Consider the following 13,789-nt stretch of genomic DNA (forward strand, 5'->3'; position numbering starts at 1 on the left):
CTGCGTCGGAGTCAGCCAGTGGGGCGTAGGCGACGCGGACTCCTGGATCCCCGGCACCTTCTCCGGCTACGGCGCCGCCACCATGTACGACAACAACTACCAACCCAAGGCCGCCTACACCTCCACCCTCAACGCACTCGGAGGCTCGTCATCAGGCGGCGGTGGCGGTGGCGGGAGCACGGGTGCGTTGCACGCGGTGGGTGCCGGTAAGTGCCTTGATGATCCGAACTCGAGCACTTCTGGTGGTACGCAGCAGCAGATCTACACCTGCAACGGTGGCGCGGGCCAGACCTGGACGCACACCTCCACCGGCGCGCTGTCGGTGACGGTCAACGGCACGACGATGTGCCTGGACGCTAACGGTCAGGGCACGAGCAACGGTACGAAGGCGATCATCTGGTCGTGCAACGGCCAGTCCAACCAGCAGTGGAACTTCAACTCCAACGGCACCATCACCGGAGCCCAGTCAGGCCTCTGCCTGGATGTCACCGGTGCGTCCACCGCCAACGGCGCCCTGGTCGAACTGTGGGCCTGCAACGGCGGCAGCAACCAGCAATGGACCCTCGGATAAGCACCTAGAGACTGCAAATACCTAGACACTGCGACACAACGCGCCGTTGTCCTGTGCCGGAAAGCTCCGTCGGCCACGGGACAACGGCGCGAACGTGAAAGCTCAGTTCACGGCGAGAGCGTCGTCGACCATGTCGGCAAGGCGCAGGCGCTTCTGCTCCAGCCACTCCGCCTGCCCGCGCCAGGCGGCGTAGGCGCGGCGCTGCCAGCGGTGCGGGCGGCGCGCGCGCCAGCCCTCGGTGGCCACCCGCCAGCACAGCTCCTCGACCGCGGCGACCAGCAGCGTGGGCGAGTCCTTCACCAGCGCGGCCGGCACCGCCGTGCCCGCCGACTCGAACCGCAGATTCCAGCCCTCGCCCGGCCCGGCGGCCCGGCGCCATGGACGCCACGACCGCCGCGGCACCCGCGGATGCGCGCCCGCGCTCTGATGAGTGTCGCTGTTCTCGTTCATCCTCGCCTCCCGCAGACACGGCCTGTCCGGCGCTTCGACGATCCCGCGCGGCCCGGGCCGCTCACAGGGCCGATAGTCCCCGACCGCCGGGTGCCGATGGTCCGCGGCGTTCCTCCCCTACCTGCCCCCGATTGCGCACGACGGGCCTTCGCGGCCCGGACGCGGGACCAAGGACCCTCACCCGCCGGGGCGTGCGGCAGCACGATCAAGGAGAGGGAACCACCGCCAACCCCACCAGGTCCGCGCACAGCAGCCCGGTTCGGCCAGGGAGGCCGCGATGAGCACGCAACCCATCCACGACCAGTCGGTGATCGTCGTCGGCGTCGACGCCTCGGCGCACGCGGCCCGCGCAGCAGCCTGGGCCGCAGACGAGGCCGCCCGCCGCGGCGCGCCCCTGCACCTGATCCACGCACTGGAGGCCGACCCCAGCTCCGCGCTGATCGGCCCCGGCGCTTACAGCACGCACGTGCACGCGGCCGACCAGGCCGGCGAGCAACTGCTGACCGAGATAAGGCAACGGCTGCTCGACAGCCACCCCGCCGTGGCGATCACCACCGAACTGGTGCACCAGACGGCGCCCGGCGCCCTGGTGCAGGCCAGCCGGACCGCCGACCTGCTCGTGGTCGGCACCCGCGGACGCGGCGGGTTCGCCGGGCTGCCGCTCGGCTCGGTCGCCGCCCGCCTCGCCGCGCACGCCCACTGCCCCGTGATCATCCTGCGCGACCACAACCACCGCCACGACCACGCGCCCGAGGCGGCAGCCGACGCGGAAATCGTGCTCGGCATGCAGGCGCACACCGCCCAGCAGGCCATCCTGTTCGCCTTCTCCCAGGCCGAGCGGCTGCATGTCGGCGTGCGCGCGGTGCACGCCTGGGCGCCCTATCCGGCGCACGCCCAGGAATACTTGAGCGACACCGACATCCTCGCCCGCACCGCCGCCGAGCACATGGTCGCGGACCTGGCCCCGGTGCGTGAGAAGTTCCCCGACGTGCACGTGACCCTGAGCGTGCAGCGCGGCCACCCCTCCGCGGTGCTGGCCGACGCCTCGCAGCACGCCCAGCTCACCGTCGTCGGCGCCCACCGACACAACCACCCGCTGTCCATCGGGCTCGGACCTGTCATCCACGCCCTGCTGGGCCACGCGCACGGTCCCGTTGCCGTCATCCCGATCCCTTAACCCATTCGGACGGTCCCTGACGACGGGACCTTCGACCCTGGAGCCCTTCGAGCAGCGATGCTGCACTGATGAGGTCCGGTCGCGCAGGCACGGACGCCGGGTGATGACAAACCCGGGGGGTGGGAAGCGGGTGGCACGCGCGTGTGGGACCGCGCGTGCCACCCGCGTGATGTTCGGCCGGGCCGCCGGGCGCGGCGGCCGGCATCCGCCGCCGCGCCCGGCGATTCAGCTCCCGGTTCAACTCCGCGCGGCGCGCGAGGGCAGGGCGATCAGCACCAGCAGCGCGCCGACGGCCACGACCACGGCCGCGACCGTAGCGGCCAGGCGCATCCCGTCCAGGAACGCGGCGCGTCCGGCCGCCGCCAGCATCGCGCCGTTCGCGCCGCCGATCTGCCCGGCCACGCCAAGCGCTCCGCCGAGGGAGCCGGTGATCGCGTGGGCGGCGGCGGGCGGCACGGCATGACCGGCCAAAGCCGCCGTCATCTGGGCCTGATACCGCGCGGCCAGCGTCGATCCGAGCACTGCGACACCCAGCGCGCCGCCGGTCTGCAGCGCCGTGCCGTTGGTCGCGGAACCCACTCCGGCGCGTTGCGGCGGCAGGCTGCCGATCACCGAAGCGGTCGCGGGCGCGATCGCCAGGCCGGCTCCGGCACCGAGCAGCAGCAGGCCGGGCAGCGTGTGCCCGAAGTCGGCCGAGACGGTCAGCCGGGAGATCCACAACAGCCCGCCCGCGATCACCGCCAACGCCGTCGCGACCACGGCCTTGGTGCCCAGCAGGCGGTCCAGCACCGTGGAGAGCGGCGCGGTCACCGCGAGCAGGCCCGCCACCGGCAGGATCCTGACTCCGGCGGCGAAGGCCGAGTACCCGAGCGAGAACTGCAGATACTGGGTGAGCACGAACAGCGCGCCCATCAACGCGAAGATCGCCATCGCCACCGAGCCCATCGCGACCGAGAAGCGGCGGTCGCGGAAAGCCTCGACCACCAGCATCGGGCTGGGCGTGTACCGCTCCCACAACGCGAAGGCGAGGAGCACCGCGAGGCCGGCGCCGCCGACCGACAACACCATCGCGGAATGCCAGCCGCGGACCGGCGACTCGATGATCGCCCACAGCAGCAGGAGCAGCCCGGCGGTGGCGGCCGGGGCACCCACCGCGTCGAGCGGGCGGCGGACCGGATCGCGGGAATCAGGCACCAGCCAGATCGCCGCGGCGGCTCCGGCCAGCGCGATCGGCACGTTCACGAAGAAGACCGAGCCCCACCAGTACCGCTCGAGCAGCCAGCCGCCGACGATCGGGCCGAGCGCGATGCCGAGGCCGGAGGTGGCCGACCACAGGCCGATCGCCTGCGCGCGCTCGCGCGGCTCGCGGAAGAGGTCCGCGATGATGGACAGTGTCGCCGGCATGATGCAGGCCGCGCCCAGCCCCATCGCCGCGCGGGCCCAGATCAGCTCGGTCACGGTCCCGGAGAACGCGGCCGCCGCCGACCCGGCCGCGAACAGCAGCAGGCCGGCCAGGAAGATCCGCCTGCGCCCGAGCCGGTCGGCGATGGTGCCGGCGATCAGCAGCAGTCCGCCGAAGACCACGGCGTAGGCGTCCACGATCCACTGCAACTGCGCGTCGGTCGCGTGCATGGCGCGCACCAGGGCCGGCAGCGCGATGTTGAGAATCGTGTTGTCCAGCGTGACGATCAGCAGGGAGACGCACAGAACGGCGAGGGCGAGGCGCCGCCGTGGGCGTGCGGGCGGCGCGGCGGGCACCGGGAGGTGCGGGCGAGTCATGACGGACATGGATCCTCCTCCGGCCGCGTCAGGGGGCTGAGTTGCAGATCGCGCGCGCGGCAGCCTCGACTCACCGCGCTCAAGCTTCGCGGCCTCCTCGCCCTCAGCTCATCGCGCGGCCCTGCCGAGTGCCACGGCCGCAGGGCCCGCATGGCGCCGATGAACAGCCTGTTTTCGGATCGAGGCCCTATTTCCCTGACCAAAGGCCCGCCGAGTGAGGACCCAGGAACCTGCCGCGGTTCGCCTTACGCACCTAACGCGCGGCCTGTGTGCGATCGATGCTCGAAGTGAGGGACGGGCTCGGGCTTTGAACCCGTCCGAGCCAAGGGGGCACACCATGAACACCAGGCGTGTGGCGAGGGCCGGGACTTACTCGGCGTTCGCCCTCATCCTCGTCGCGGCGGGAGCGTGCGGCAGCACGCCCGCGAACAACGGTTCGCCGCCCGCTGCACCGACCACCACCGCGCCGCCGCAATCCTCACCGACCGGACCGTCCCCCACCCCGAGCCCGAGCCGCACCGCGCAGACGCCGACACCGACGCCGCGCCAGAGCACTCCTGCGCCGTCGCCCGCTCCGCGGGTCGTGCTCTCGCGGGTCGCCTACAACTGGGGCTGGCCGGGCGGCGTGAACGGGCGGGGCAGCGTGACCCACAGGCAAACCCTCCCGCCGGTGCCCACGCTGATCCGCATCGGCGCCGGTGACCACCCCGCCGACCCGGGCGAGCGGCCGTTCAACCGCATGACGTTCACGTTCACGGCGGGCTTCCCGAGCTATCACTTCGAGTTCGTCGACAAGTTGCTCGCCGACGGCAGCGGCACCGTGATTCCGATCGCGGGCTTCGACGGCCCGCTGCGCGTCGTGTTCCATTCGGCCCAGGCGCACTCCGCGTCCGGCGCCTCCACGATCGTCTCGCAGCCGCCGCGGCACCTCGGACTCGGCCGCATGGTCGACTACGCGCAGGCCGGCGATTTCGAGGGCTACCTCTCCTACGGGATCGGGATCGGCTGGCCGATACCGCAGTCCAACCCGCAGTTCCCGATCCGCGCGTACGAGGTGGAGACCGTCACGGCGAGCGGCCAGCACCTCTACACGGTCGCGATCGACATCGACTCGACCGCACCCGTGACGCGGTGATGCCCGCCCCACGCGCGAAGCGGCCGCTGCTCAGCGCCGGGGAGTGCGTGCCTTCTTCGCGTGCGCGTATTCCGGCCAGGGATGCTTCGCGTTCGACGAGGCCTTGCTCCACACGACCGGCCAGCGCGCCCGCAGTTCGGCGCGGCGGGCGCGCTCGGCCGCGATGAGCTGTCCGGCCGCGAGGCGCGCCTTCGGGTCGGCCTCGGCCGCCGCCCGTAGCCAGTCCTCGGCGACGGCAGTGTCCTGATGATCGCCGAGCACGGTCTGCACCTTGGCCATGCGCGAGGCGAGGCGCTCGGCCCGGCGTCCGCTGACCGGGACGACCGCTTCCGCCGCGTAACGGCAGCGCTTGGCCAGGATGCGGACCTCGTGCAGCCGCTCGTCCGCCGGATCCGGTCCGAGCTGCGCCACCCCCCGCTTCAACCGCCGCCACGGCCGCCGCACCAACCGCGCGGCCAGTTCCTCCCGCATCGCCGCCGCCGGCGGCGGGGTATCCGAATCAGGGTTCGGATCCATTGCCGTGGCGCGCATCGGCGGGTTGCCCGCCAGTTTCACCAGGGCGTCGATCAGGCGCAGGTAGCGGCGGTCCCGCAGCGAGGTCAACATGGCTTCGCGGGCTGTTTCGCTTTGCACCTGGTGGCGCTGGAGAAGGCGGGCCGCGCCGGCCCGGTCGGCCTCGGGCAGGGTCGCGCACAGCTCGGCCAGGCGCGCGCCGAGCACGTCCGCGTCGCGCACTTCGCCGACCTGGCGGCCCACCCAGCCGAGCTCCTGACGCACCGCGTCGATCTGCTCCCCCTCCAGCAACGGCGCGAAGGTGCGCAGGTCCGAGCGCAGCCGCCGGGCGGCCACCCGCAGCTGGTGCACGTCCTCCGGGTCCGTGCCCAGGCGCACTCCGGGATCGTGGCGCAGCAGCTGCGTGACGGAGCGGGCGACCGCGTGCTGGACCAGTTCGCTCGCGCTCGGCCGCTCGGCCAGCTCGACGAGCCTCACCTGCGGCGGGCGGGTGGCGCGCACGCCGAGGACGCGCACGAGCTTCGGTATCGGGGAGCCGGCCGAGGCTCCGGCGGCCTCCAGCCGGGTGACGGCGGCCCGCATCAGCTCCCTGCCGAACCGGCCGCCGGCCCCGATCTCGACCTCCACCTCGCGGAACTCGTACGGGGAGAAGTTCTCCCTGGTGGCGGTGACCTCGTCGTCGACGATCTGGCCGAGGCCGCGCCCCGCGCTGTCGCGCAGCTCGAACGGCCGCCTCCTGGTGCGCAGCGCGGCCACCGGGACCAGGCTCCGGTTGCGGGTGTAGGCGAGCACGAGGTCGGCGACGCGCTCCGGGAGCGGATCGCGCGGGCCCGGGATCTCGATCTCGCTGCGCACGAGCGCCGGTCCGCGCTCGGCCGGGTCGGGGAACTTCACGGTCCAGCAGGGCGCGTCCTCGCCGCAGCGGTGCCGCACGGTGATCCCGAAGCGGGCCAGCCGCAGGTCGGCGGTGTCGTAGTAGACGGCGTCCAAGTCCTGTTCGGGCAGCGCCTTGCCGATCACTCCGGGCATGAGATCGCCGAGGTCGGGCAGGGTGAAATCGGCCGGGGCGCGCAACTTCGCTTCCCGCTCGGTCCGCACCGTCGATTTGTCACCACCCGGCGTCATACCGCCAACTTACAGCGCTGAACACGTGTTGTATCGGGTCGACCGGCCCGCCGGGGCATACGGAGAGGCGATGACGCGACCGCGCTGAGGCCGCGACACGACTGCGCCCCGGCGTGGAGGGGAGAGAGCCGGGGCGCGTCCGAGACGCCGTAACGTCTCGATCGGCCGAGCTGGGGGGGTGGTTCTCGGCCACCTTCAGCGTCCCGCCGCGGCGGCCTTGCGGACAGGGTCTAAGGTCTCGCCCTGCTCGTTCTCTGAGTCCCCGAACGGCGCATCGTCGCGTGGAACTTCCCCCGGCCGACGTCTAGAGGCTTCGCCGCTGCCAGGTTACCCTGACAGCATGACGTGGGATCCGGACGCAGGGCACGAAGGCCACCAGGCGTGGGAACGGCTGCTCGAGTGGTACCGCAAAGCCTCGTCGCCGCACGGCCTCGACGGGGACGGCGCACTGGCCGCGCTGGCCGACGTCGGCTTGGTGCGCCGCCGGCTCGACCAGGTCGAGTTCGAGGCGGTGCGCGCGGCGCGCGGGCAGGGCAGGTCCTGGGCGGAGATCGCCGTGCGGCTGGGCGTGACGCGCCAGTCGGCCTGGGAGCGGTGGCGCGACGTCGACGACGCCGCGGACCCGGATCCGGACGACCTCGGGGCAGGACCCGAGCTGCCGAGCTCGTATGGGAGCTCGGCGACACTCCGCGGCGTCTTCCGCCCGGGCCGCCGCGCACCACAGGAGCAGAATCCCGAGACGGAGGCCCGGGAACGGCGCAGGCGTTCCTCGGTGCGGGTGCCCGACGTGATCGGCATGAGCCTGGACGAGGCCCGCAAGGTGCTCGGCGGCAAGGGCCTGGGGTCGATGGCGGCCGATCCCGACGGGCCGCCGCTCGACCTGGTGGGCTCGCCGGACAGCGTCGTCACGGATCAAAGCCCTGAGTCCGGCGCCAGGGTGCCGCCCGGCTCGTCGGTGCGCCTGTGGCTCGATCAGGGCGGCGGGGGCGGCGGGGGCGTGCGTGAGCCGCGCCGTCCCGCGCCCGATCCCAGGACCGCTCGGCAGATGCGCGACGAGACGACCGGCGAGGCGGTCGGCTGACCGCCTCGCCGGCCGGGGGGTCGCTACTTTCGCCGCTGCGGCCGCGCTGGGAGCGCCGCGGTCAGCCGCGCAGCAGCGCCACCTTCAGCGCGCCGGTGTCGGCGGGGCGGGAGAAGACGTCGTAGGCGTCCTGCATCTCGTCCAGGCCGAACCGGTGGGTGATGAAGGCGCCGGTGTCGAAGCGCCCGTTGGCGATCATCTTGAGCAGGGTCGGCGTGGAGAAGGTGTCGACCAGGCCGGTGGTGATGGTCACGTCCTTGATCCAGAGGCTTTCCAGGTGCAGCGTGGCCGGGGCGCCGTGCACGCCGATGTTCGCGACGTGCCCGCCCGGGCGCACCAGCCGGGTGCACAGCTCGAAGGACTCGGGCCGGCCGACGGCCTCGATGACCACGTCCGCGCCGAGCCCATCGGTCGCGGCGACGACCTGCTCGACACAGGCGTCGTCGGGGGTGAGGGCGAGGTCGGCGCCGAACTGCTTGGCGGCCTCCAGCCGCGCCGAGGCCTTGTCGATCGCGATGATCCGGCTGGGGCTCAGCAGCTTCGCGGTGGCGATCGCCGCAAGGCCGATGGGACCGGTGCCGACCACGACGACGCTGTCGCCCGGGCGCACCGCGCCGTTGAGCACGCCGACCTCGTAGGAGGTGGGCAGGATGTCGGCCAGCAGCAGCGCGGCCTCGTCGGTGACCGCGTCGGGCAGCTTGTAGACGGAGGTCTCGGCATAGGGGACGCGCACGTACTCGGCCTGGGTGCCGTCGATCAGGTGGCCCAGGATCCATCCGCCGCCGCCGAGGCACTGCCCGTAGCGGCCGGTCCGGCAGTACACGCAGCGCCCGCACGCGGTGATGCAGGAAATCAGCACCCTGTCTCCGACGTGCAGGCCGGTGACCGCCGCGCCGACCTCCGCGATGGTACCGACGGCCTCGTGGCCGAGGATCCGGCCCTCGGTCACCTCCGGCACGTCGCCGCCCAGGATGTGCAGGTCGGTGCCGCAAATCGTGACCGCGTCCACGCGCACGATCACGTCTGTCGTCTCGACCAGGTCCGGGTCCGGCACGACCTCCCAGGAGCGCTTACCGGGTCCGTGGTACACCAACGCCTTCATGGCCACCTCCGTGGCAGTCTTTCGCGGGCCCGGTGATCACCGGGCCGCCTTCAGTCAGTTCCACGATCGTCCGAGCGAACGGGTGGCCCTAGGGACCAAAGGCCCGCGCCGAGGGCCCGTTCGGTCCGGCAGGGCCGTTCGGCCGGTGTGCGGCGGTCCGCCCGATGCCAGGGTGGAGCGCGACGGGACGGCCTGCGACGAGGAAGGCGAATGTGATGACCCATCGGGTCGGTTCTCTCAGTGCGATCGAGATTCTGGATTCCCGCTCCCGGCCCACCCTGGCGGTGAGCCTCGCGTTGGAGGGCGCGGCGCCGGTCACCGCCGGCGTGCCGTCGGGGGCGTCGACCGGTACCCGCGAGGCGGTCGAGTTGCGTGACGGCGACAAGGGGCGCTACGGCGGGCTCGGCGTCACGCAGGCGGTCGGGAACGTGAACGGCGAGCTCGCCGAGGCGCTGCTCGGCCGGGCCTTCGCCGACCTCGGCGAGCTGGACCGGGTGCTGATCGAGTTGGACGGCACGGCGACCAAGTCCCGGCTGGGCGCGAACGCGATCGTCGGGGTGTCGATGGCGGCCGCCCGGGCCTTCGCGCAGGCGCAGGGCGTCCCGCTCTGGCGCTACCTGACGCCCGCCGGTGTGGCGGCGCGCCTGCCGGTGCCGCACTTCAACGTGGTCAACGGCGGGGCGCACGCCGCGAACAACCTGGACTTCCAGGAGTTCATGATCGCCCCGCTGGGCGCGCCGAGCCTGGCCGAGGCGGTGCGGGCCGGCGCCGAGATCTACGCCAAGCTGCGCGCCCTGCTGGCCGGCGCCGGACACGCCGTCGGGCTCGGCGACGAGGGCGGGTTCGCGCCGCGGATCGACACCCCGGAGGACGTGCTCGCCCTGCTGGTGCGCGCCATCGAGGACGCCGGTTACCGTCCCGGGCGCGACGGCGTGGCGATCGCGCTGGATCCGGCCGCCAGCGAGTTCCACCGCGACGGGGTCTACCGGGTCGCCGGGCAGGAGCTGAGCAGCGACGAGATGATCGAGCGCTACGCGCGGATGGTGGAGCGGTTCCCGGTCTACAGCATCGAGGACGGGCTCGCCGAGGACGACTGGGACGGCTGGTCCCGGCTCAACGCGCGGCTGGGCGAGCGGGTGCAGCTGGTCGGCGACGACATCCTGGTCACCAACCCGGCCATCGTGGCCGAGGCGATCGCGAAGAAGGTCGCCAACGCGGCGCTGATCAAGGTCAATCAGATCGGCACGGTCAGCGAGACGCTGGAGACGATGCGCCTGTGCCGCGAGGCCGGGTGGGCGGCGATGGTCTCGCACCGCTCCGGGGAAACCCCGGACGACTTCATCGCCGACCTCGCCGTCGGCACCGGCTGCGGGCAGCTCAAGACCGGCGCCCCGGCCCGCGGCGAGCGCGTCGCGAAGTACAACCGGCTGATCACCATCGAGGCCGACACGCCCGACCTGCCCTACGGTCTGCGCTAACCGGCCTGAATCAGGGTGCGACAACGCCGCCCGAGCGGAAACGGCCGCCGCGCGCGAGAACGGGAGTGTTCTCGCGCGCGGCGGTCTCTTCGTCCCGATCCGGGCCTCACTCGTTCGGATCGCGCACGGTCGGTGCGGGTCAGTCGGCGGCCAGCACCTTGATCGTGCGGGTGACGGGCTTGACCTCCTTCTCCAGGGCGACGGTGATGGTCAGGATGCCTTCCTTGTAGGCGGCGACGACCTCGTCCTGCTTCGCGCCCTCGGGCAGGCGCAGGCTGCGGGTGTACGTCCCGTAGCGGAACTCGGAGTGGTGCCGTCCCTCGTGCCGCTCCGTGCGCTCCGCGCGGATGGCCAGGATCCCGTCGGTCACCGTGACTTCGACGTCCTTGTCGGGGTCGATGCCCGGCATCTCGGCGCGCACGACGTACGCGCCCTCCTCGAACCTCGTCTCGACGCGGATGCCGTAAGCGTCCGCCGGACGGCTGCCGAACACCAGGTGGAACGGATCGAACAGGTCCGTCAGGTCAGGCAGCAACGGGAACTGCGAGCGGCGGGTCAGCTCGCTCATCGCGACCTCCTTCCCGGAGGGCGCCTTCGCCCTCCGCTTCCACCTCACGCCCGGGCGCCGCGTGCGGCCAGTGCCGAACGGCCCGCGGCCGCGGCCGAGGGTCCGCGATCCGGAGTTCTCCCCCGCGTACGCTGCAAGGCCGCGACCTGGTCCGGCGCGGCACGGGACCCACGGCGCTCCATCGGGGACCTTCGGCCCGTGGCCGCCGCGCGGACCGGCAGGATCCTGAAATCAGGGACCGGCGATCGCCGATCGCGGGCCTGCCGAGCACGACCGGAGCAGCACCATGGACGCCTTCAGCACGCCGCAGCGCATCGTCGTCGGCGTCGACGGCTCGACCGCCGCCGCGCACGCCGCCGCCTGGGCGGCGCGGGTGGCCGCGCGCCGCGGCGTCGGCCTGCACCTGCTGCACGCGCTCAACCTGGCCGGAGCCGCGTCGGTGCTCAGCCGCCTGCCCTATGAGGAGTACCGGCAGAACCAGACCAAGCAGGCCGAGGCGCTGCTCGACGAACTGCGCGCCGGCCTGCTGCGCGAGCACCCGGGACTGTGGATCAGCACCGAGATCTCGGCCGAGGAGCCGACCGAGACGCTGGTGGCCGCGACCCGGCAGGCCGCGCTCACCGTGGTAGGCACCCGCGGGCACGGCGGCTTCCCCGGGCTGGGCCTGGGCTCGGTCGGGCTGCGCCTGGCCGCCCACTGCCGCGGCCCGATCGTGCTGGTGCCGGCCGGGGATAGGGACGAAGCGGCCGCCGCGCACGCCGCGCCCAGGGAGGAGATGGTGCTGGGCGTGGCGGCCCGCGAGCCGGCCGAGGTGGTCGACTTCGCCTTCGACCTGGCCCGGGAGCTGGGCATGAGCGTGCGCGCGGTGCACGCGTGGCAGCTGATCCCGCCGTACAACGGCTACTACTACATCGAGCCCTCGGTGCTGGCCACCGCCGCCAAGGGCGTGCTCAACGACGCGCTGGCCGCCGCCCGCCGCGATCACGCGACGGTGGAGTGCACCACGTCGACGGTCTGCGCGACGCCTGCCGCCGCGCTGGTCGACACGGCCCGCGGCGCCCGCCTGCTCGTGCTGGGCGCGCATCGGCGGCACCTGCCGCTGTCCGTCGGCGTCGGCTCCGTTCTGCACGCGCTGCTGACCCACGCGCCGTGCCCGGTGGCCGTCGTGCCGCTCAATCGGCGCGATCAGAGCTGAGCAGCAGAGGCCTGACTTCCGAGCGCTGATGCGGCGGCGCGGGCCGGGGATGGTCGTCCGGCCACAGCTCGCCGGCGACGGGTACCAGGTTCAGCGTGAACCAGACGCTCTTGCCGGTACGCGTCGGCCGGGCGCCCCAGGAACTGGCGAGCGACTCGACTAGCATCAGGCCTCGACCGTTCTCGTCGTCGAGGTCGGCCAGGCGCCGCGCGGGCAGGTGCGTGTTGTCGTCGGTGATTTCGACGGTGACGTCTCCGGCAGCGCGGTAAAGGCGCAAGCCGATGGGTGCGTGGGCGTGGCGCACGGCGTTGGTGAGGATCTCCGAGGCCAGCAGGCAGGCGGTGTCGGCCTGCTCGCCGCAGCCCCAGGCCTCGAGCGTGCGGCCGACGAACCCGCGTCCCACCGCGACCGACTGCGGCTGCGGTTCGAGGGTGGTGGCGGCGGTGGCCACTGGCGCCTCGGGCACGCGCACGAGCAGCAGGGTGACGTCGTCCGGCGGCTCGTCGATCCGGGGCAGCAGCGCGGTGAGGACCTGATCGGCGGCCGTCTCCAGGCCGGGCGCCACCGAGAACACCGCGCGCAGTTCGTCCTCCAGCAGGCCGATCTGCTTGTCCAGATCGCAGTGGTGGGTCTCGACGAGCCCGTCGGTGTAGAGCACGAGCGTGGAGCAGGGCGCGACGGGCAGCGAGGCCTCCACGAAGGGAATGTCGCCCACGCCGAGCGGAACGCTGATCGGCACCGGCAGGCGCCGTACCGTCGCGTCGGGTTCGACCAGCAGCAGCGGCAGGTGCCCGGCCGAGCAGGCGGTCACCTCGCCCGCGTCCGGATCGACGATCAGATAGCAGCAGGTGATCAGCTGGTCCGGCAGATCGCGCACGACCGCGTCGAGGGCGTTCATCAGCTGCTGCGGCGGCATCCCGGTGCGGGCGAGGGCGTTGGCGGCGGAGCGCAGCTGCCCCATCACCGTGGCCGCCTCAAGCCCTCGCCCCATCACGTCGCCGATCAGCACGCCGACCCGGCCGGCGCCGAGCGGGATCAGGTCGAACCAGTCCCCGCCGACGCCGGCGCCCTGGGTGGCCGGGAAGTACCGGCTGGCGCTCTGCATGCCGGGCACCTCGGAGGGCTTGCCCATGAGCGCGTGCTGCAGGGTCAGCGCGACGTGGCGCTGCTGCTCGTAGAGCCTGGTGACCTGCTGCTTGGCCCGCTTGTGCTCGGCGATGTCGCGGGCGATCGCGCAGGCGCCGACGATCCGTCCGCCCCGGTCGGTGATCGGCCACAGGATGATGTCGACGTCGAGCAGGATCCCGGTGCTGGTCAGCCGCAGCGTCTCATAGTGGTCGATCCGCTCGCCGCGGCCGATGCGCAGCAGCAGCGCGTCGATCTCGGCCCGGTGTTCGGGCAGCGCGAGCATGGACACGTGCCGTCCGATCGCCTCCTTTGCGCTGTAGCCGTACATGCGCGCCGCGGCCGCGTTCCAGAACGTGATCGTCCCGTCCAGCGACTTGATCAGGATCGCGTCGAGGGATGACTCGACGATCAAAGCCAGTTCGTTGATACGCGCCTCGGCGGCTTTGCGGTCGCTCACGTCGCGCACGGCCGCGGACACCAGCAGCCC

General features: G+C 72.7%; 12 protein-coding genes. 6 read left to right on the forward strand and 6 right to left on the reverse strand.

The genetic code is table 11. The features are described 5' to 3' along the window. Window positions 1–571: RICIN domain-containing protein (locus tag VFB40_RS08635; protein WP_324848777.1), on the forward strand; the 571-nt coding region annotated here is incomplete at its 5' end. A gap of 102 nt (window positions 572–673) precedes the next feature. Here the strand turns inward: VFB40_RS08635 and VFB40_RS08640 are convergent. Next, window positions 674–1,021 carry a hypothetical protein gene (locus tag VFB40_RS08640; protein WP_324848778.1) on the reverse strand — a complete coding sequence of 116 codons (348 nt, stop codon included), beginning with the start codon at window positions 1,019–1,021 and terminating at the stop codon, window positions 674–676. A 277-nt stretch (window positions 1,022–1,298) separates the two neighbouring features. On the opposite strand from VFB40_RS08640, the gene VFB40_RS08645 reads away from it, so the two are divergent. Further along, entirely contained in the window at window positions 1,299–2,198 is a 900-nt protein-coding gene (locus VFB40_RS08645; RefSeq protein ID WP_324848779.1) for a universal stress protein, read from the forward strand. Between the two features lie 237 nt (window positions 2,199–2,435). Here the strand turns inward: VFB40_RS08645 and VFB40_RS08650 are convergent, their stop codons facing one another. Then, window positions 2,436–3,986: an MFS transporter gene (locus VFB40_RS08650; RefSeq protein WP_324848780.1), complete on the reverse strand. Its 1,551-nt coding sequence runs from the start codon at window positions 3,984–3,986 to the stop codon at window positions 2,436–2,438. Between the two features lie 328 nt (window positions 3,987–4,314). Here VFB40_RS08650 and VFB40_RS08655 point away from each other — a divergent pair, with 328 nt between their 5' ends. Further along, a complete protein-coding gene (locus VFB40_RS08655; protein ID WP_324848781.1) occupies window positions 4,315–5,112 on the forward strand; it encodes an AMIN-like domain-containing (lipo)protein in 798 nt (265 codons plus the stop codon). A gap of 30 nt (window positions 5,113–5,142) precedes the next feature. On the opposite strand, the gene VFB40_RS08660 is transcribed toward VFB40_RS08655, so the two are convergent. Further along, complete coding sequence (locus tag VFB40_RS08660) at window positions 5,143–6,750, reverse strand: CYTH and CHAD domain-containing protein (RefSeq protein WP_324848782.1); 1,608 nt, start codon at window positions 6,748–6,750, stop codon at window positions 5,143–5,145. Between the two features lie 340 nt (window positions 6,751–7,090). Here VFB40_RS08660 and VFB40_RS08665 point away from each other — a divergent pair, with 340 nt between their 5' ends. Further along, window positions 7,091–7,831, forward strand: coding sequence for a PASTA domain-containing protein (locus tag VFB40_RS08665; protein WP_324848783.1), 741 nt, complete (start codon window positions 7,091–7,093; stop codon window positions 7,829–7,831). Between the two features lie 61 nt (window positions 7,832–7,892). Here the strand turns inward: VFB40_RS08665 and VFB40_RS08670 are convergent, their stop codons facing one another. Continuing rightward, on the reverse strand, window positions 7,893–8,933 hold the full coding sequence (locus VFB40_RS08670; protein WP_324848784.1) for a zinc-dependent alcohol dehydrogenase family protein: 1,041 nt from the start codon (window positions 8,931–8,933) through the stop codon (window positions 7,893–7,895). Window positions 8,934–9,148: 215 nt separating this feature from the next. Here VFB40_RS08670 and eno point away from each other — a divergent pair, with 215 nt between their 5' ends. After that, complete coding sequence (gene eno, locus VFB40_RS08675) at window positions 9,149–10,411, forward strand: phosphopyruvate hydratase (RefSeq protein ID WP_324848785.1); 1,263 nt, start codon at window positions 9,149–9,151, stop codon at window positions 10,409–10,411. A gap of 139 nt (window positions 10,412–10,550) precedes the next feature. Here eno and VFB40_RS08680 read toward each other — a convergent pair whose 3' ends face one another. Further along, window positions 10,551–10,979: an Hsp20/alpha crystallin family protein gene (locus VFB40_RS08680; RefSeq protein WP_324848786.1), complete on the reverse strand. Its 429-nt coding sequence runs from the start codon at window positions 10,977–10,979 to the stop codon at window positions 10,551–10,553. 286 nt (window positions 10,980–11,265) lie between these two features. On the opposite strand from VFB40_RS08680, the gene VFB40_RS08685 reads away from it, so the two are divergent. Next, complete coding sequence (locus VFB40_RS08685; protein ID WP_324848787.1) at window positions 11,266–12,174, forward strand: universal stress protein; 909 nt, start codon at window positions 11,266–11,268, stop codon at window positions 12,172–12,174. On the opposite strand, the gene VFB40_RS08690 is transcribed toward VFB40_RS08685, so the two are convergent. Then, window positions 12,152–13,789 (reverse strand): ATP-binding SpoIIE family protein phosphatase (locus tag VFB40_RS08690; RefSeq protein WP_324848788.1); only part of this gene is annotated, 1,638 nt, incomplete at its 5' end. The genes VFB40_RS08685 and VFB40_RS08690 overlap by 23 nt on opposite strands.

Source organism: Actinocrinis sp. (assembly GCF_035650855.1).
In the GTDB taxonomy this organism is placed as follows: Bacteria; Actinomycetota; Actinomycetes; order Streptomycetales; family Catenulisporaceae; genus Actinocrinis.

What these genes read in the sequence shown, in the direction of transcription:
- VFB40_RS08645 (WP_324848779.1), top strand. Translation starts at nt 1,299, where the DNA reads ATGAGCACGCAACCCATCCACGACCAGTCGGTGATCGTCGTCGGCGTC.
- VFB40_RS08660 (WP_324848782.1), bottom strand. Translation starts at nt 6,750, where the DNA reads ATGACGCCGGGTGGTGACAAATCGACGGTGCGGACCGAGCGGGAAGCG.
- VFB40_RS08670 (WP_324848784.1), bottom strand. Translation starts at nt 8,933, where the DNA reads ATGAAGGCGTTGGTGTACCACGGACCCGGTAAGCGCTCCTGGGAGGTC.
- VFB40_RS08665 (WP_324848783.1), top strand. Translation starts at nt 7,091, where the DNA reads ATGACGTGGGATCCGGACGCAGGGCACGAAGGCCACCAGGCGTGGGAA.
- VFB40_RS08655 (WP_324848781.1), top strand. Translation starts at nt 4,315, where the DNA reads ATGAACACCAGGCGTGTGGCGAGGGCCGGGACTTACTCGGCGTTCGCC.
- VFB40_RS08685 (WP_324848787.1), top strand. Translation starts at nt 11,266, where the DNA reads ATGGACGCCTTCAGCACGCCGCAGCGCATCGTCGTCGGCGTCGACGGC.
- VFB40_RS08650 (WP_324848780.1), bottom strand. Translation starts at nt 3,986, where the DNA reads ATGTCCGTCATGACTCGCCCGCACCTCCCGGTGCCCGCCGCGCCGCCC.
- VFB40_RS08640 (WP_324848778.1), bottom strand. Translation starts at nt 1,021, where the DNA reads ATGAACGAGAACAGCGACACTCATCAGAGCGCGGGCGCGCATCCGCGG.
- VFB40_RS08680 (WP_324848786.1), bottom strand. Translation starts at nt 10,979, where the DNA reads ATGAGCGAGCTGACCCGCCGCTCGCAGTTCCCGTTGCTGCCTGACCTG.
- eno (WP_324848785.1), top strand. Translation starts at nt 9,149, where the DNA reads ATGACCCATCGGGTCGGTTCTCTCAGTGCGATCGAGATTCTGGATTCC.